The sequence below is a fragment of the Bradyrhizobium sp. AZCC 1588 genome, assembly GCF_036924735.1.
Taxonomy (GTDB): Bacteria; Pseudomonadota; Alphaproteobacteria; order Rhizobiales; family Xanthobacteraceae; genus Bradyrhizobium.
In genome coordinates, this window is the sequence record NZ_JAZHSC010000001.1 from 2,025,471 (window position 1) to 2,043,087 (window position 17,617).

Here is a 17,617-nt window from a genome sequence, read left to right on the forward strand (position 1 = left end):
CGAGCGGGCTTCAATCCACGCGTAGCCGAAGGCAAAGCATGGCGCTCGCCAGCGCTGAAATGCCTAGCAGCACGAGCACACCGGATAATCCGCTCAGCGCGAACACGATGCCACCGAAGGTCACCCCGACCGTTCCGCCGAGAAAGCTGCACGAATTGAGCATGCCGGAGCCCTTCCCCGCCTGCTGTGGTGGCAGCGTCGCAAGTCCGAGCCGCGGCGCCGATGCGTAGACAAGTGCTATCCCTGCGCCGGCGACAAACAGGCCGGGCATCAGCAGCGCGAACTTTGCGTTCGTCTGAAACGACAACCAGATGATGGCGCAGCCGACGGCGAGCAGGAGCGATCCGCCTGTCAGCATGCGCCGCATACCGATCCTCGTTGCAATCAAGGGAGCCGCGCGCGCGAAGGCAAACAGCGCAATTGAGAGCGGCACAAGGGAAAGGCCCGCCGCTACGGCGGACATGCCAAGCCCATCAGCGGCCTGCGCAAAGAGGTTGTAGTAAAGCAGCAGCGTCATGATGTCGAACATCACGAGAAACAAGAGGCCGGCGGCAATCGCGAAATTCCGGTTCGCAAACAGGCCGAAGTCGACCAGCGGCTGAGGGCGCCGCGTCTCCATCCGCAGCAATAGAGGAAACGCGATCGCCGCCAGCACAAGCGGGACGATGGCAGACAGCGGGTTGGTGCGGACATGCGCCAACGCCTGCAATCCCGATATCAGCGTCACCATGAAGAGTGCGAGAAGGCCAAGTCCGACCCAGTCCATCGAAATCGCGCGCCGGCCGCCGGCGCCGGGATGCCGCAGCAGCATCAGGCCGGCGGGCACCATCGCAATGACGTTCAGCCAGAAGATGAAGCGCCAGCCCGCGTAATGCGTCACGGCTCCACCGACGAGCGGCCCGATGCTGAAGCCGAGCATCAGAAAACCGGTCCAGGCGCCGATCGCCTCGGGGCGCCGCTCGTCAGGTGCGGCTTCGGTCACCGCCGCAAGCGTGCCGGCCACCGCAAACGCGGCTCCCAGCCCTTGCAGCGCCCGCGCGCCGACCACCACGAAGCCGACCGGCGCCAGCGAGATAAGCAGCGACGCAAGTGCGAACACGGCGATGCCGGCAATCGAGGACCTTCGCGCGCCGAGCTGATCCGCCGCGCCGCCGCCGACAATGATGAAGATGGCGGCGGTCAGAAGATAGGCATTGACCACCCATTCGAGCTCCGCCGGACCAAGCTGCAGGCTGCCCTTCATGTCGGGAAGCGCCGCCATGATCGCCGTGCTGTTGTCGCCCACCGCCAGCATGGCAAGGCAGCAGGCCATCAGCACCGGCTTGAGGTTGCTCTTCGCGTGGGAGGTTGCCAGCATCACCACCACCCCTTCCGTTCGTTCCAGGCGAACAGTATGCCGGCAAAGCGGTCATAGATAAATCGCGTCCACGCCGTCTCGCAAGGCAGACCGGCGCGCAGCGAGGATGATTGACAGCGGCGCCTCTATCGAGGACAAGCCGCGCATGCCAAAGAAACCCGGGACCAATCCCAAGGGCGAGTTCGCCTTTTTCAATGTCGTCTATGAGGACGACTCGCAGCGCTCCAATCGGCGCGTGCCTGCCGAATTGCTCGGCGGGCTCGACGGCGACGAGCCGGCGCGCGGCTACATCATGGAGCAGGACCGCGAGATCGCCGAGAAATCCGGCCGCCCGCAACTCAAGATCAAGAGCATCAGCCGCGTTGGGGCGAAGAAGAAGTAGCCTCGCAGGCAAGGTCCGGTTGCATCAACCGACGTCGCGATCGGCAGAGAGCGGTGTTGTCCACGTGCTCAATTATTACCAGCGGAGCAAGCGGTACCCCTCTCCCTGACCCTCTCCCGCAGGGGGGAGGGAACCCTTCCGCCGGTGCGTCCCTGACGCCAGGGATGGCCATGACGCAATGTGAAGCAAGGCCGAAATGCAATGTGAGGCGAGCACGCTGGCAGGACTCCCTCCCCCCTTGCGGGGGAGGGTTGGGGAGAGGGGTGGCCCCGGGCGCTGGCGTGAAAAATTTGCTTCGAGCTAGCTAAATAAAAACGGCGGGCTTTTGCCCGCCGCTGTTGTTTCGATGGATGCCCGGGTCCCGTCTTCGCCGAGGCTTCGCCGGGCAAGCAAGCCCGGCAATGACAGGCAGTACTAGTTATCGAGGAAGCTCCGCAGCTTCCGGCTCCTTGACGGATGCTTCAGCTTGCGCAGCGCCTTGGCTTCGATCTGGCGGATGCGCTCGCGGGTCACGCTGAACTGCTGGCCGACTTCTTCCAGCGTGTGGTCGGTGTTCATGCCGATGCCGAAGCGCATGCGGAGCACGCGTTCTTCGCGCGGGGTGAGCGAGGCCAAAACGCGCGTCGTCGTTTCGCGCAGGTTGGACTGGATCGCCGCATCGATGGGGAGGATCGCGTTCTTGTCCTCGATGAAATCGCCGAGGTGTGAGTCTTCCTCGTCGCCGACAGGCGTTTCGAGCGAGAGCGGCTCTTTTGCGATCTTCAGGACCTTGCGAACCTTCTCCAGGGGCATGCCGAGCTTTTCGGCGAGCTCTTCCGGGGTCGGCTCGCGGCCGATCTCGTTGAGCATCTGGCGGCTCGTGCGCACGATCTTGTTGATGGTCTCGATCATGTGCACGGGGATGCGGATGGTGCGGGCCTGGTCGGCGATCGAGCGCGTGATCGCCTGACGGATCCACCACGTGGCGTAGGTCGAGAACTTGTAGCCGCGGCGATACTCGAATTTATCGACCGCCTTCATCAACCCGATATTGCCTTCCTGGATCAGGTCGAGGAACTGCAGGCCGCGGTTGGTGTATTTCTTGGCGATCGAGATCACGAGACGCAGGTTGGCCTCGACCATTTCCTTCTTGGCCTGGCGCGCCTCGCGCTCGCCCTTCTGCACGCCGTGCACGATCTTGCGGAATTCGCCAATCTCAAGACCCGTCAACGCCGCCAGCGACTGGATCTCGTGGCGCAGCTCCTTGATACGGTCCTTCTCGTGATGGACGAAATTCTTCCAACCCTTGGCCGATAATTTCGAGACACGGTTGAGCCAGCGCGGATCGAGCTCCGAGCCCTGGTAGTTGCGCAAGAAGTCTTCGCGCGCGACGCCGTGGCTGTCGCCGAGGCGCAAGAGGCGGCCTTCGAACGAGACCAGCTTCTTGTTGATGTCGTAGAGCTGCTCGACGAGGGAATCGATGCGGGCCTGGTTCAGGCGCAGCGACTTCACCTCGACGATGATCTCGTCCTTCAGCTTCTTGTACTTGCGCTCCTGCGAGGGCGAGAGCGACTCGCTCTGAAGCTGGTTGGCGATGTCCTGCTCCTGAAGACGCCTCAGCTTCTTGTATTCGGAAGCGATCTTGTCGAAGGTCTCGACCACCTTCGGCTTCAGCTCGGCCTCGATCGCGGCCAGCGACATCTGGTTTTCGAACTCGTCGTCATCCATGTCGCCTTCGGCGGCAGCTTCCGCCGGATCCTTCTCCTCGGTCTCCGCATCGCCCGCGGGCGCCGCCCGGAACGGGGTCGGCGACGGGGGAGCAGCCGGCGGCGCGACATGCGCGGGCGCGGCTTCGCCGTTGGCGGCCTGGCCGTCGCCTGCGGGGGCGGCGATCATCGCCGGGTTCATGTTGTTCTTGGCGTCGGGGCCAGCATAGGTGGCTTCGAGATCGATGATGTCGCGAAGGAAGATCTTTCCTTCGTTGAGTTCATCGCGCCAGATGATGATGGCCTGGAAGGTCAAGGGGCTTTCGCAGAGACCCGCAATCATCGCCTCGCGGCCGGCCTCGATGCGCTTGGCGATCGCGATTTCGCCTTCGCGCGACAGCAATTCCACCGTGCCCATCTCGCGCAGATACATGCGGACGGGATCGTCGGTGCGCTCGCCGGGCTCGGATTTCTTGACCTCGGTGACAGCCTTCGCCGTGACCTCGACAAGCTCGTTGTCGGTGTCGTCGTCGGCCTCTTCCTTCTCGGCCTCCTCGTCGGCCTCCTCGGCCTCGGAGACGTTGATGCCCATGTCCGAGAGCATCGACATGATGTCTTCGATCTGTTCGGGCGAGGTGGTGTCGGAGGGCAAGACTTCGTTGAGCTGATCGAAGGTCACGAAGCCGCGCTTCTTGGCCTGCTTGATCATCTTCTTGACCGCGGCATCGGACAGGTCGAGCAACGGCGACGGCGCGTCGGGGCTATCCTTCTCAGGGGCGTCCGCTGCCTTGTCGTCTTTTTCCTTGTCCTTAACCTGCAGCGTCTTTGCCTTGGTGGCCATTCATCAAGCTCCCGAAACGCGCTTCATGCGGGCGTGCGTCGCCGCCCGCGCTCTTCAACTCAATTCGTTCGAGATGACGTCGTTCGATCGTCACCTTGCTCTGTTCATTCGCCTTCGCATGATCGGTCGAAAGCGGCACCCGCTTTTCCGCACCATGGTTACGACGCGCAAAGGGCGGCGCAGACTATCGCCACCCCTGCCTTCCGCATCACCGGTATCTGTCTTTCGTAGCCCGAAGGCCCTTAAGCTTTGCTTAACCCTGTTTTTGCCGCCAAATCATGGATTTGGCGAGTCTTTTCGCGGGCTCGGCCAAGGCCGTCCGCATCATTTTTTTAATCGTCAAACGCTTTTGCGGAACCGGCCCGAAAGCTCGCCAAAACCCTCAATCAGGGCCTCGGTGCCGTCGATGGAGTCCAGCCGGGCGCCGACATCCTTCAGCCATGCCAGATTGGCCTCGCTGGTCTCCTCGGCCAATGCCAGTTCGGCATCTTTCTTCTCCCTAAGTAGGGCGTGCGTTTTCTGATGCAAGACAACGAGTTGCTGCCAAGTGGCCAAAACGTCTTCGCGGGCCGCGCCGGGCTTGGCGCCCCAGACCGCCGCGGTCGTAATCGCCCGTTCAACCCGTTGAAGAACCTCGCTTAATCCGCGCACCTCGAGATCGGCGCGCATTTTCTCGGCCTGCTCCTCGACGTCGGGCGAATGGTGATGGTCGTTGGCGAAGGCTGCGATAATGCCGGCGCGGAGCTTGTTGGCCTCGGGATGCGCCAGTTCCAGGGCGGCCACTTCCTCCAGATGATCGTGCAGCAGCCAAGGGTGGTTAATCAGGGATTGCAGGATCAAGGCCTCGCGGCGGGACATCGCGCTGCGCTGGCCGCGCATGATCGGGCTGGTCGCAAGCTGGGGGCTCGCCGCCTGGTAGGGGCCGGGGGCAATTCCTGAAGCTAACCCTGGCGGGCGGCCGCCGCGGGGGGCGAACCGGCCGGCCGGGCCCGCTCCGCGCGGGGCAAAGGCGCGGGGTGATTCGGGGCGGCCGGGCCGGAAATTACCCCGGCCGTAACCGCCGCGGCCGGCATCGGGCGCAAAAGTGCGCTGCAGGCGCTCGGCGAGATCCTGGCGGTAATAGCGGCGCACGACCTCGTCGCGGATGCCGTTAGAGAGTTCGTTGATGCGCGCTTCCAGCGCGGCGCGGCGTTCAGGGGTCGCAAACGTGCCGCCCTCGATCTCGCGCGACCAGATCATGTCGGCGAGCCCGCGCGCGGCGCCGATCACCTCCTCGATCGCAACCCGGCCCCCGGTGCGGGCGAGGTCATCGGGGTCCTGCCCCTCCGGCAGCAGCGCAAAGCGCAGGCTTTTGCCGGGCGCGAGATTGGGCAGCGCGAGGTCGGCAGCGCGGTACGCTGCTTTTCGCCCGGCGCGATCGCCGTCGAAGCAGAGGATCGGCTCGTCCGCCATCTTCCAGAGCAGTGCGAGCTGGTTTTCGGTCAAGGCCGTGCCAAGCGGCGCCACCGCACCAGCAAAGCCTGCGGTGACCATGGCGATGACGTCGACATAGCCTTCGACCACGATCAGCGGCGAGCCGTCATGCGCCGCCTGTCGCGCGGGGCCAAGGTTGTAGAGATTGTCGCCCTTGTGAAACAGCGGGGTTTCCGGCGAGTTCAAATACTTTGCCGGAACGTCCTTTTCCAGCGCGCGGCCGCCGAAGGCGATGATGCGGCCTCTGGCGTCGGCGATCGGAAACATCACGCGGTCGCGGAAGCGGTCGTAAGGAACAGGAATATCGTCGCCGCCGATCAATAGCCCCGCTTCCACCATGTCCTCGGTGGAAATGCCCTGCGCACCTAGATGCTCCTTCAGCGCAAAGCGCTCGCCCGGGGCATAGCCGAGGCGAAACTGCAATTGCGTCGCCGACGAAATGCCACGGTCGCCGAGATAGCCGCGCGCCTTGGCGCCGTGGCGCGAGGCCAGCGTGTCAGCAAAGAATTTTGCCGCGAGTTCCATCACGTCGTGCAGCGTCTTGCGCCGCTGCTCGTGGCGCGCGGCATCTGGCGTTGCCGCCGGCAGCGGCAGGCCGGCCATGGCGGCGAGGCGCTCGACGGCCTCCGGAAACGAGACGCCTTCCGTCTCCATGACGAAGTCGAAAATGTTGCCGTGCTTTCCGGTGGAGAAGTCGTGGTAAAATTGCTTCTGGTCGTTGACCGTGAAAGAGGGCGTCTTCTCCTGCTGGAATGGCGACAGCCCCTTAAACTCCCGCCCCGCCCTCTTCAACTTGACGCGCCGGCCCACGACTTCCGAAACCGGAAGCCGGGCGCGCAGTTCGTCGAGAAATTGGGGCGTGAAGCGCATGGATGGAGTTTTTGCCGAATCGTAGGGCCGTGCCAACCGATCATGGATATAGGGCCGGGCCACTAAAAGGCGAAGTCGGCCGGATTTCTCGCCGCTATTCACAGCCCCTTCGGTCATTCCGGGGCGATGCGAAGCATCGAACCCGGAATCTCGAGATTCTCAAGGGCGCAAGGGCGCCCCATAGTTCGCTTCGCGCCCCGGAATGACAGCGCAAGCTTGAATCGCCGCCAGTTCCGCGCTTCCATGTCCCGTATGTTCACGGTGTTTCGGGGTGGCAGGAGCGGGGCGTGGCGGGTGACGCGGTTTGCGCCGGTCAAGGGCGCGTCGCTTTCGCCGACGCCTTCGCTGTCGGTCGTGCATTCGCTGTCGATCACGCTGCCGATCCTGCCCTCGCCGACCTCGTGGCGGCTGGCCGGCTTCGCCAGCCATCTGCGCTATACCGAGCGCGCCGAGAAGACGCAGCTTGATGCCGTGCGGGCCGAGATCGGCCGACCTGAGGCGACCAATGCGGCGCTGATCCCGATCAAGAAATCGGCGGCGTGGTGGGAGCTGACGCAGGAGGAACGGCGGCAGATCTTTGAGGATAAATCCCACCACATCGCGGCGAGCCTGAAACACCTGCCGGCGATCGCCCGCCAGCTCTATCACAGCCGCGATCTCGGCGAGCCCTTCGACTTCCTGACCTGGTTCGAATACGCGCCCGAGCATGCGGAGGAGTTCGAGGAGCTGGTCCGCACGCTGCGCGCGACCGAGGAATGGCGCTATGTCGAGCGCGAGGTGGATATCAGATTGGAACGGGAAAGGCTTGATGCCGGGTGATGCTCGTGCCCCGGACGCTGCGCAGCACCGAAAGCGCGTTCACGCGCGTCTTCGACGCGCTATGGTGATGCGCTGCTAAGCCGGGGCCCATGAGTGCGGCTCGACAGATTCTGGGTCCCGGCACAGCGGTGCAGCGCTACGCGCAACACCGCGTCCGGGACACAGATGTCACCGCTCCAGAAACTTCCCCGAGGCGATGCGCTGCAGGCCGGTGACCGGCCAGTTGTAGACATAGGTCCATGCCTCGCCGGCGGTGCCGTCTTGCAGCGACAGCGGCAGCATGCGGCGGATGTATTCGGTCGGTTCCGGAAACCCCGCACCGCAGGCCTCATACATGTCGAACTCGGCCAGCAACGCGTCGCGATCGCGCAAACGATACAGTTCGCCGAACACGACGTCGCTGGCGTCATCCGACAGCACCAGCCCCGGATAATGCTTGATGAGATAGAGCCGGCCACGGCAGGTGGCCGTGCCCAAAAAATCCGCACTGCGCGACAATAGCTGCGCCATCGGATGGTCGAAGCCGCGCATCAGCGTGCCGTAGACGAACAGTCGATCTGAAATCATGGAATTTCTATGTCATTGCGCGCGAGGCGATGCAATCCGCCGGGCGGCCTATCGCCAAAACCGTCTTGTGGGGAAGCATCCGGAGCGGCATCGTTAAGCCATTATCGATTCGGTTATGTCTCCTCGACCAGCAACGCTCAAGGAAGATACGTTGAACGACGCCGCCGGCCCCGCTTTGCTCCTCAGCGCCGAGGATGTTCCTCCAGTCCACGAATACAATACCGCTAGCCGCTCGCCGTTTCTGCTTACGTGCGATCACTATGGAAGGCTCATTCCACGCGTGCTCGGCGACCTCGGCCTGCCCGAGAGCGAACTGACACGCCATATCGCCTGGGACATCGGAATTGCCGGCGTCGCGGAAGCGCTCTCAAAACATCTCGATGCCCATCTGATCGTGCAACGCTACTCACGGCTCGTCATCGACTGCAACCGCCCGCCGCACGTCGCAAGCTCGATCCCGCGCATCAGCGAGGCGACCACGATTCCCGGCAATGAAGGCATTTCGCGCGAGGCCGCCGCGATACGGCGGGCGCAGATCTTCGATCCCTACCACCGGCGCATCGACGAGATCATCGACCAGCGCGGAAACGCTGCCATGCCGACGGTGCTGGTGTCGCTGCACAGTTTCACGCCGGTCTATGCCGGGATTGCACGGCCCTGGCATATCGGCACGCTCTACCACCGCGACAAGCATCTGCCGACGCGCTTGCTGCAAGCATTGCGCGCCGAGGGCGATCTGGTGGTCGGCGACAACGAGCCTTATGCGGTCAGCGACGAGACCGACTACACGATCCCCGTGCATGGCGAGGCGCGCGGGCTGATGAATACAGGGATCGAAATCCGTCAGGATTTGATTTCGGATCCCGCCGGCGAGAAAGCCTGGGCGGAGCGGCTGGCGCGGATACTTGGCGAGATCGAAGTGACGCTGCGGGCGCAGACATTGGTTTGATTGCACTGATTAGCCCGGCGATGCGCTCACCGCGCCCGCGTCAGTGCCAACCAGATGCCGCCGCCGATCATGAAGCCACCGGAGACGCGCGACACCAGCCGCGTCCGCTGCTTGGAGAAGAACATTCGCGCGCGGCCGGCCAGCAGCGCGTAGACCGCGTCGGTCGATGCCGCGATCACCATGAAGGTGACGCCGAGCAGCGCCACCTGCGGGAAGTGGTCCTTCTCCATATCCATGAACTGCGGAATGAACGCGCCGAAGAACACCAGCACCTTCGGATTGGAGAGCAGCACCAGCAGGCCCTGCAGGAAAAATCCGCCGCGCGGCGGCGGTGGCGGCTCGTCGGCACTGACGCCTTCCGCAGGCTGCCAGATCAGCTTGATGCCAAGCCATATCAGATAGGCGGCGCCGGCAAAGCGCACCCAGTCGAACCAGTAGCCCATCGTCGCCATCAGCGATGTCAGCCCGACCGCAACGATGCCGATCACGATGGCGAGGCCGGTCTGCGCACCGGCGCAATTGATCAGCGCCGCGCGGGTGCCGTGCCGCAGGCCGTTCGCGATCAGCAGCGTGACGACGGGACCCGGCAACAGCGCGAGCGCAATGCAGGCGGCGACGAAGGCGAGATAGACCTGAAGGGACATCGGGATGAACTCGGTGGGAGAGCGGTTACGTCATTATGCATGACGGGGGCGAGAGATGGAAGCCGCGCTTCTGCTCCCTCTCCCCGTTCTTCGCGGGGACAAGAACGAGCGGCGCTACCGTCCCTCCATCGCGGCCATCATCCACCGCGTCATTTCATCTTCGCCAAGCAACTGCAGCGCCACCCGTCGCACCCTCATCGCGTCGCCCTTGCCATGCGCGACTGCGACCAGCAGGTCGCAACGGCGCGACACTGCGATGCCGACGGCCGCATGCCGCGTGCCGCCGGTCATTTTGAGATCATAGGCGCGGCTACGTCCCGGCATATCGGCGACACTGATGACATCGCCCGCCTGGATCGGCGTAAAGCGCTCGCTGAGCAGGTCGAGATCGGCGACACGATCGACTTCGTCGTCGTCCGCGACGCCGCGGTCGCAGTTGCAGAAACCGATTTTCGGCCGAACGTATACCTCGATGCCATCGCCACACGACGCGCCGCGGCAACGAAAGGCGCGTCCCGCGGGCCAGCCGTCGCGCGGGAATGACCAGGCGATCTCCTGCCACAAGCCTTTCTGTTCGCCTTTCTGCTCGCCTTGGCGCGGCACGATGTGCTGGTAGGCCGCGGCGCCCGACAACGCACCGAGCGCCACGGCCGCAACAACGATGAACGGCCATCGACGCATCACCGCCTCCTCACGGCAGGCCGGCGACGGCGCGCGCCGGGCCGGTCAGTTCCAGAATGTGCAGGCCGGTATTGGCGCGATCGACGATGTAGATGTAGCCGCGTTCGTCGGTTTCGACATTGTTGGTCTGGATCGCGACCTTGCAGCGATCCTTGCCGTCGATCTTGACGCAGCGCTTATCGGTCGCCGCCGTGATCGACGGGATGAAATAGCCGACTTCCCTGGGATGATAGGGATCGCGAATGTCGAGCGCGCGGACGCCGGCATTGAAGAAGGAGATAAAGACCATCTTCTTGTAGAAGACCTGTGCCATGCTCTCGTTGGAAGAATGCGCGCCGAACCGCCCGCCCCGCTCGCAGAACGTTCCGCTCGCCTCCGGCACGGTGTAGTTCGAAATCATCATCGGCGCCTTCTCGACAGTGACGTCAGCGAACCACACCATCTGCCGCGGCTCGTTGCATTCGTTCAAAATCGCCTCATCGACGATCATCACGATGTCGCGGGTTTTGCCGTCCTTGTCGCGCGCGAATTCCGCAATCGGCATGCCCGGCATCGGAAACGTCGTGTGGGCACCGTTGAATGGCGACATGGTCAGCCGCGCAATTTCCGGCGCGCGCAGATTGTCCGGGGTTGGCTCTTTGGGCCCGTTAAGCAGTTTTTCGCGATCGACGATCTGCAAAATCCCGCCCTTGTTGGTGCCGTAGCCGAAATAGACCCGGTTGCCGGAAGGTCCCGTCGAGATCGGCCCGTGCAATTCGGTCGGCACCGCACCGGTCGAGCCCGGCTCCTGGCCGGGAAGGCCGAAATCGCGGATCTTTTGCGGATGCGCGGGATCGGAGAGATCATAGACTTGCGTCATGCGGCGCGTTCGCCAGTCCGGCGCGCCCGAGACCAGGAAGGCAATGCCGGTGTCGCATTCCCACCAGCTCTTGTGCGTGTCCTTCAATCCCGCAATCCGCGTCATCAATACGGGACTAGTGGGATCGGCAACGTTCCAGATCTCATGCGCCTCGCCGCCAAAGGTGCGCAGCATATAAACCGCGTTGCGATCGCCCTTCGGCAGAGCTTTGCCGTCGCAAATTCGCACCATCTGCGCGCCGCCACCTTCTTGTTTGCCCTCCTGACCCGGAAGGTGGCGCAGATATTTCGGCTGTGAGGGATCGGTGACGTCGACGATCGACGTGCCGTTCGGCTCAGTCTTACCGGTCTGCGGATTGACCGGCGCGGGAATCTCGTCGCTGCCGCCGTGATGGCCGATATAGGCGATCCAGCGATCGCCCTGATGGTGGATGGTGGGCTGGTAGGCGCTGCGCGCCTGCAGGTCGCTGGTTCCAACCAGCTTCATGTTGAGCGCTTCAGGCGGCGCCCCAATCACTTGTTGCTGCGCGAAAGCGATGCCTGACGATGCAAGGAAACAGATCCCGAAAGAGGCTGCGAGTTTGAGGCGACCACTCATGTTCCACCCCGACTGTTCAAAACCAATCTGCGTTGGCTGACGATGACGATAACACAATCTTGAAGTTGCACCCAAACACACCCTTGACATGCAACCATTTGGTTGCCTATTATTTTGGCATGGATGAGGTCTTCAAGGCGCTCGCCGACGCGTCACGGCGCTCTTTGTTGGACAGGCTTCACGCCAAAAGCGGACAGACGCTCAACGAACTCTGTGACGGGCTTGCGATGACGCGGCAGGCCGTGACCAAGCACCTTGGGATTCTCGAGGCGGCCAACCTCGTCACGACGCACAAGCATGGCCGCGAGAAGCTGCACTACCTCAATCCGGTTCCGATCCATCAGATCGGCGAACGCTGGATCAAGAAATTCGAGCGCGGGAAACTCACCGCGCTCTCTGAGTTGAAACGACGGTTGGAGAAGCGTGATGAGTAAGCCGGAATTCGTCTACGTCATCTATATCGAGACCACGCCGGAGAAATTGTGGGAGGCACTGACGTCCAGCGCGTTCTCTAAACGCTACTGGTTCGGCACCGAGCTGAAGTCCGACTGGAAGGTTGGTTCGCCGCTGGCGCTGGTCATGAACGGCACCACGACCGATACCGGGGAGATTCTCGAGGCCGATCGGCCGCGGCGGCTCTCCTACACTTTCAAGCACGTGACCAACGAGGCATACCGCAACGAGAAGGCTACGAAGGTGGTCTTCACTATCGAGCAGCACGGCAGATTCGTGAAGCTCACGCTCACGCATGAAGGTTTTGCAGAGGGCAGCAAGCTGTTGGAAGGCATCTCCAAGGGATGGCCGGCCATTATGTCCAGCCTCAAGAGCCTGCTGGAATCCGGCACTGCGCTCGAAATTCCGGTTTCCGCTCTCGGCATCGAAGGTGTGTCATGAACATCAAAGACTTCAAGCCCGCCATTGCCTACACGATCTACATCGCCTCGACGCCGGAGAAAGTGTGGGAGGCGCTGACGCAAGCGGAGTTTTCCAGGCAGTATTTCTCCGGCCAGGCGGTCGAGGTCGATCTCAGGGTCGGCGGTGCCTTCATCATGCGCACGCCGGACGGCGCCCTGCATATCTCGGGCGAGGTGATCGAGTGCGAACCGCTGAGGAAGCTCACCGTCACCTTCAACGTCAACTGGCCGGCGCTGCTCGAAAAGCTCGGGCCGACGCTGGTCACCTACGAGATCGAGCAGGCCGGCGATGTAGTCAAACTGACGATGCTGCAATCGCATGACCGGGAGATCAGCGACGACATCCTGTCCGGCGGACGTACAGGCTGGCCCGCGATCCTGTCGAGCCTGAAGAGCCTGCTGGAGACCGGCAACGCGCTGACGATCCAGATGCAGCCGCCGGAGCGGATGCTGGCCGCGCTGAAGGAACTGGGGATCGGGACACCCTAGGCGGTGGCCCTCCTCCCCAATATTAGCGTGCGGATTCTGGCGCACGCTGCTATTGGCGACGACTCGTGGTACCCTGCAGCTATGGCGAAACAGAAGAACGTTGCGACAAAAGGTTCGAAGTCTGGGCGGTTCGTGCTCGGAAGCGATCGCTTTGCCAAGATCAGCAAAGTCGAGGGTATCGAGCTCACGCCGGCAATGAAAAAGCGCGCCAGCGATGCGCGAACCAAAGGCTTCACGGCGGAAGAATATCGCCAGGCAATCATTCGCAGCCATCGCAAGGGCTGACCGACCGCATGTATGATGCGATCGAAGATCCCTACACCTACAAGAACTCGACCATGCTGGTGAACAAGCTCGACTTGCGGATCTGAGCGCGGAACGACGCACCGATGAGCCTGCGCACACGTCTATTGATACTGGTTATCGCCGCGATGCTGGTGCCGGCCATCCTTGTGGGACTGCGCTTCGTCCAGAATCGCGCAAGCGAAATCAACGCCGCACATGCCAGCCTGTCGGCAACCGCCAACGACATCTCAAGCGACCTCGACGAGAAAATTCAGGGCACGGCCCAGCTTCACTATGGTCTCGCCCGCGCCCGCGATCTCGATACGCGCGACAAGGCGGCTTGCTCCGCCTTCCTGTCGGCCGTGCGCGAAGAGTATCCGCGGTATACCGGTATCTTGACCATCAATCCGGACGGCAGCCTGTTCTGCGACTCGTTGCGAACCGACCGGACGCTCGATCTCAGGGATCGCGAATATTTCAAGCAGGCGCTGGTTGCACACGGCACCGTCACACTCCAGCCTGTGTTCGGCCGGTTGACCGGGACCTCCGTGTTGCAGATCGCCTATCCCGTTCGCTCGGAAACGGCAGAGCTGAAATTTATCCTGCTCGCCTCGTTCAATCTGAAGAAATTTGCCGAAGACCACGACAAGCGGCTGTCGAACGACAGTCAGATTCTACTCGTCGACAGGAAAGGCACGATCCTCGTCGCACCCGAGGGCAAGGACTGGACCGAAGCGCCCGGCACATCGATCGCAACTTCGGAGATGTTCCGGTTTGCGACCGCGCCGAATCATGAGTCGTTTCGCGAAGTAACCGGGCGGGACGGCCGAACCCATGTCTGGACCGCCGCGCGTTCCCCCTTGGTGCGCGATGCCGGACTTTACCTTATGGTCGGGCGGGCCAAGGACGGTTTGGTGGCCGCAGCCAATAGCCGCCTCTACGAGGACCTGGCGATACTTGCGGTGGCCTCGCTGCTGTTGCTCGCAGGCGTATGGGTTCTGGCGACGATGAGCATCGGCCGTCAGGTCGGGCGCCTGGCTGCGATGGCGACGAAGCTCGGAGTTGGCGATCTGAGCGCGCGGATTGCTCCACCCCATCCGCGCGGCGAACTCGGCGGGCTGATGACATTGCTCAACGGCACCGCTGAATCGCTCCAGCATCAGCGCGCCGCCATCGACGAGCTCAACCAGAAACTCACCCAATCCCAGAAAATGGAGGCGATGGGTCAGCTCACCGGCGGCGTGGCGCATGATTTCAACAACCTGTTGACCGTCATCCTCGGCAATGCGGAGCACCTTGCCGAGAAGCTTGCGACACACAAGGAACTGCAAAAGATCGCCGAGAGCATCGCGACCGCCGCCGAACGCGGCTCGGACCTGACGCGCAGCCTGCTCGCGTTCGCGCGCAAGCAGCCCTTGATGCCGAAGCACATCGACATCGGCCAGAAGATCGTCGGCATGGAGCAGTTGCTGCGCCGGACGCTCGGAGAGCATATCGAATGTGAATTCCGGCTTGATCAAGACCTGTGGCAGACCAGTGTCGACCCCGGCCAACTGGCGTCGGCACTGCTCAACCTGGTGCTGAATGCGCGCGACGCCATGCCGCTCGGCGGCAAGCTGACGGTCGAGGTGCAAAATACGTCACTCGGTGAATCCGACGTGGACGTCAACGGCGAGGCGCGTCCCGGCGATTATGTCATGATCGCCGTGGCGGATAACGGCACCGGCATGACGGCCGAGGTCGCCAGCCGCGCCTTCGAGCCGTTCTTTACCACCAAGGAGGTGGGCAAAGGCACGGGTCTCGGCCTGAGCATGGTCTACGGATTCGCGCAGCAATCCGGCGGGTCGATGCAGATACGCTCCAAACCGGGGCACGGCACCACGGTCAAGCTGTTCTTCCCCCGCGTTGGGACAATTCAGACGACCGCCGCGCCATCCGCCGGTCAGCCGGCCGCGCCCACCGGCAGCGAGACCGTTCTCGTCGTCGAGGACGACGACATGGTGCGCCGCTATGTTGAAGGCGAATTGAAAGCGCTCGGCTATCGCGTCATCGTCACACGCAACGCGCCCGCGGCGCTCGACATATTGCGCGGCCCGGAGAGCATCCATCTTCTGTTCACGGATGTCGTGATGCCCGGCGGCATGTTCGGAACTAAGCTTGCAAAGGAAGCCGCCCGCCTGCGGCCTCAGTTGAAGATCCTCCTGACTTCCGGCCATAGCGAACATCCCGTCGAGGCGATCGATGGGGCCGGCCGGGACGTGCGGATCCTGAACAAGCCCTACCGTCGACACGATCTGGCATCGATGCTGCGTTCGGTCCTGAAGGCGCGTTGAGCGGGACCGGCCGGCCCGTCGGCGCCGTTATTCTCACCGTCGTCCCTGCCTCCGTGCGCAATCGCGCACTCGGCGCAGGGACCCATACTCCGCGGCCTTTGTTGCTGGAAAAGACAGATAACGACCGGCGTACAAAACAATTTCCGCCGGTGGTTATGGGTCCCTGCGTTCGCAGGGACGACGAAACTACCCCAGCGCCCGCAACTCGCGCCGCAGCACCTTGCCCGTTGCGGTCATCGGCAGCGTGTCGGCGAACTGCACGAAGCGCGGGTATTCGTGGGCGGCGAGCTGCACTTTCACGAATTCCTGGATCTCGCGCGCCAGTTCATCGCTCGCGGCAAAGCCCGGGCGCAGCACGATCCAGGCCTTGATGGATTCGGTGCGGATCGGATCGGGAATGCCGACCACCGCCGACATCGCCACCGCCGGATGCTTCATCAGCGTATGTTCGATCTCCGACGGGCCGACGCGATAGCCGGCGGTGGTAATCACGTCGTCCTCGCGGCTGACGTACCAGAAATAGCCGTCCTCGTCCTGCACGCCGAGATCGCCGGTCAGCAAAAATTCGCCGGCGTATTTTTTCGCGGTCGCTTCCGGATTCTTCCAGTACTCGATCATCGTGCATGGGCAGGGCTGGCGCACGCCGATGATGCCGCGTTCACCCCTGGGCAACTCCTCGCCGTGATCATTGACGATGCGGACGTCGAATCCGGGTGTCGCCTTGCCCATCGAGCCGGGGCGGATCGGAAACAGGTTCGAATTGCTGCCGATCACGAGGTTGCATTCGGTCTGGCCGAACACTTCATGCGCGTCGATGCCGAAGGTTTCGCGCACCCAGCCGAGCAATTCGCCGCCGAGTGATTCACCGCCGGTAAAAATGCTGCGCAGTTTTACGCCGGAATTTTTCACGCCGGCCTGCCGCATCAGCTTCAGCGCAGTCGGCGGAAGAAACGTGTTGCGGATGCTTAAGTCGGCCATCATCGCCATCGCAGCCTGGGGCTCGAATTTGCGCGCGCGATGGCCGACCAGCGGAATGCCGTGATACCAGAACGCCAGCAGGCCGTTGATCAGCCCGCCGATCCAGGCCCAGTCGGCCGGTGTCCACATCAGGTCGCTCGGCCGCGGCAGGAAGTTGTGGCACATCTCGACATTCGGCAGATGGCCGAGCACCACACGATGGGCGTGCAGCGCGCCCTTCGGATTGCCTGTGGTGCCGGAGGTGTAGATGATCAAGGCGGGATCATCGGCTGCGGTGTCGACGGTGGCGAACTCCGGCGACGCGGCCTTGAGCGAGGACCAGAACGGCTTTGTGCCGGCAGGCGCGCGGTCGCCGATAACGTAAACGTTCTTTAGGTCAGGAAGACGATCGCGTATTTTCGCTAATTTCTCCCAACCGGCCTCGTCGGTGACGAGGGCTTTCGCCTCGGAATTCGACAGGCGGAACTCCAGCGCGTCCTCGCCGAACAGCGCGAACAGCGGGATCGAGATCATGCCCGAGCGAAACGCGGCGAAATGCGCGATCGGCAGTTCAAGAGACTGCGACAGGAACACCGCCACACGGTCGCCGCGCGACAGGCCATCGGCTTTCAGGACGTTGGCAAAACGGCGCGACTGCTCCGCGACCTCGTCGAAGGATGTGCGCGTCGTGGCGCCGCCGTCGTCGACATAGATCAGCGCCAACCGGCCTGAGCCATCGGCATGGCGATCGCAGCACGCGGTCGCCATGTTGAAGCGAGCGGGAATGGCCCAGCGGAAGTTGCGGTAGAGCTCGTCGTAGGTGGAGGCTTCAGTGAGCATGGCCCTGGTCATTTCCGTTCTTCGTCATGGCCGGGCATAGTAGTCTGTTTCTGCGCAGACGACGTACACTTGTCT

General features: G+C 62.9%; 17 protein-coding genes. 8 read left to right on the top strand and 9 right to left on the bottom strand.

Annotated elements, in window-relative coordinates; genetic code table 11:
- Nucleotides 1-10: 10 nt before the first annotated feature.
- Entirely contained in the window at nucleotides 11-1,357 is a 1,347-nt protein-coding gene (locus V1277_RS09420) for an MFS transporter (protein ID WP_334415947.1), read from the bottom strand.
- Nucleotides 1,358-1,502: 145 nt separating this feature from the next.
- Between V1277_RS09420 and V1277_RS09425 the strand changes: the two genes are divergently transcribed.
- Nucleotides 1,503-1,739 (top strand): hypothetical protein, encoded by a 237-nt coding sequence (locus V1277_RS09425; RefSeq protein ID WP_028350223.1) that lies wholly within the window; start codon nucleotides 1,503-1,505, stop codon nucleotides 1,737-1,739.
- Nucleotides 1,740-2,153: 414 nt separating this feature from the next.
- Here V1277_RS09425 and rpoD read toward each other — a convergent pair whose 3' ends face one another.
- The 3 genes from rpoD to dnaG form a co-directional block, all read right to left on the bottom strand.
- The gene (gene rpoD / locus V1277_RS09430) at nucleotides 2,154-4,265 is read right to left on the bottom strand and encodes an RNA polymerase sigma factor RpoD (RefSeq protein ID WP_334415948.1); all 2,112 of its coding nucleotides are present in this window, start codon (nucleotides 4,263-4,265) and stop codon (nucleotides 2,154-2,156) included.
- Entirely contained in the window at nucleotides 4,234-4,404 is a 171-nt protein-coding gene (locus V1277_RS09435; RefSeq protein ID WP_334415949.1) for a hypothetical protein, read from the bottom strand. The genes rpoD and V1277_RS09435 overlap by 32 nt, the downstream gene beginning before the upstream one ends.
- 200 nt (nucleotides 4,405-4,604) lie before the next feature.
- Nucleotides 4,605-6,608 (bottom strand): DNA primase, encoded by a 2,004-nt coding sequence (gene dnaG, locus V1277_RS09440; RefSeq protein WP_334415950.1) that lies wholly within the window; start codon nucleotides 6,606-6,608, stop codon nucleotides 4,605-4,607.
- Between the two features lie 252 nt (nucleotides 6,609-6,860).
- On the opposite strand from dnaG, the gene V1277_RS09445 reads away from it, so the two are divergent.
- Nucleotides 6,861-7,427, top strand: a complete 567-nt coding sequence (locus V1277_RS09445) for a chlorite dismutase family protein (protein WP_334420318.1) — start codon at nucleotides 6,861-6,863, stop codon at nucleotides 7,425-7,427.
- Nucleotides 7,428-7,595: 168 nt separating this feature from the next.
- Here V1277_RS09445 and V1277_RS09450 read toward each other — a convergent pair whose 3' ends face one another.
- Nucleotides 7,596-7,994, bottom strand: a complete 399-nt coding sequence (locus V1277_RS09450) for a gamma-glutamylcyclotransferase family protein (protein WP_334415951.1) — start codon at nucleotides 7,992-7,994, stop codon at nucleotides 7,596-7,598.
- A 115-nt stretch (nucleotides 7,995-8,109) separates the two neighbouring features.
- Here V1277_RS09450 and V1277_RS09455 point away from each other — a divergent pair, with 115 nt between their 5' ends.
- Entirely contained in the window at nucleotides 8,110-8,943 is an 834-nt protein-coding gene (locus tag V1277_RS09455) for an N-formylglutamate amidohydrolase (protein ID WP_442894461.1), read from the top strand.
- 26 nt (nucleotides 8,944-8,969) lie between these two features.
- Here V1277_RS09455 and V1277_RS09460 read toward each other — a convergent pair whose 3' ends face one another.
- The 3 genes from V1277_RS09460 to V1277_RS09470 all read right to left on the bottom strand — a co-directional run bounded on the left by V1277_RS09460 (nucleotide 8,970) and on the right by V1277_RS09470 (nucleotide 11,613).
- A complete protein-coding gene (locus V1277_RS09460; RefSeq protein WP_334415953.1) occupies nucleotides 8,970-9,587 on the bottom strand; it encodes a LysE family translocator in 618 nt (205 codons plus the stop codon).
- A gap of 114 nt (nucleotides 9,588-9,701) precedes the next feature.
- The gene (locus V1277_RS09465; RefSeq protein WP_334415954.1) at nucleotides 9,702-10,268 is read right to left on the bottom strand and encodes a hypothetical protein; all 567 of its coding nucleotides are present in this window, start codon (nucleotides 10,266-10,268) and stop codon (nucleotides 9,702-9,704) included.
- 10 nt (nucleotides 10,269-10,278) lie between these two features.
- Nucleotides 10,279-11,613 carry an LVIVD repeat-containing protein gene (locus tag V1277_RS09470; protein ID WP_442894462.1) on the bottom strand — a complete coding sequence of 445 codons (1,335 nt, stop codon included), beginning with the start codon at nucleotides 11,611-11,613 and terminating at the stop codon, nucleotides 10,279-10,281.
- 230 nt (nucleotides 11,614-11,843) lie between these two features.
- On the opposite strand from V1277_RS09470, the gene V1277_RS09475 reads away from it, so the two are divergent.
- The 5 genes from V1277_RS09475 to V1277_RS09495 all read left to right on the top strand — a co-directional run bounded on the left by V1277_RS09475 (nucleotide 11,844) and on the right by V1277_RS09495 (nucleotide 15,745).
- Nucleotides 11,844-12,158, top strand: a complete 315-nt coding sequence (locus V1277_RS09475; RefSeq protein ID WP_334420319.1) for an ArsR/SmtB family transcription factor — start codon at nucleotides 11,844-11,846, stop codon at nucleotides 12,156-12,158.
- Entirely contained in the window at nucleotides 12,151-12,618 is a 468-nt protein-coding gene (locus V1277_RS09480) for an SRPBCC family protein (protein ID WP_334415956.1), read from the top strand. The genes V1277_RS09475 and V1277_RS09480 overlap by 8 nt, the downstream gene beginning before the upstream one ends.
- Entirely contained in the window at nucleotides 12,615-13,127 is a 513-nt protein-coding gene (locus V1277_RS09485; RefSeq protein WP_334415957.1) for an SRPBCC family protein, read from the top strand. Before V1277_RS09480 ends, V1277_RS09485 begins: the two co-directional genes overlap by 4 nt.
- 3 nt (nucleotides 13,128-13,130) lie before the next feature.
- The gene (locus V1277_RS09490; RefSeq protein ID WP_334415958.1) at nucleotides 13,131-13,412 is read left to right on the top strand and encodes a hypothetical protein; all 282 of its coding nucleotides are present in this window, start codon (nucleotides 13,131-13,133) and stop codon (nucleotides 13,410-13,412) included.
- 104 nt (nucleotides 13,413-13,516) lie between these two features.
- On the top strand, nucleotides 13,517-15,745 hold the full coding sequence (locus tag V1277_RS09495; RefSeq protein WP_334415959.1) for an ATP-binding protein: 2,229 nt from the start codon (nucleotides 13,517-13,519) through the stop codon (nucleotides 15,743-15,745).
- A gap of 186 nt (nucleotides 15,746-15,931) precedes the next feature.
- On the opposite strand, the gene V1277_RS09500 is transcribed toward V1277_RS09495, so the two are convergent.
- On the bottom strand, nucleotides 15,932-17,542 hold the full coding sequence (locus tag V1277_RS09500; RefSeq protein ID WP_334420320.1) for an acyl-CoA synthetase: 1,611 nt from the start codon (nucleotides 17,540-17,542) through the stop codon (nucleotides 15,932-15,934).
- Nucleotides 17,543-17,617: the final 75 nt, after the last annotated feature.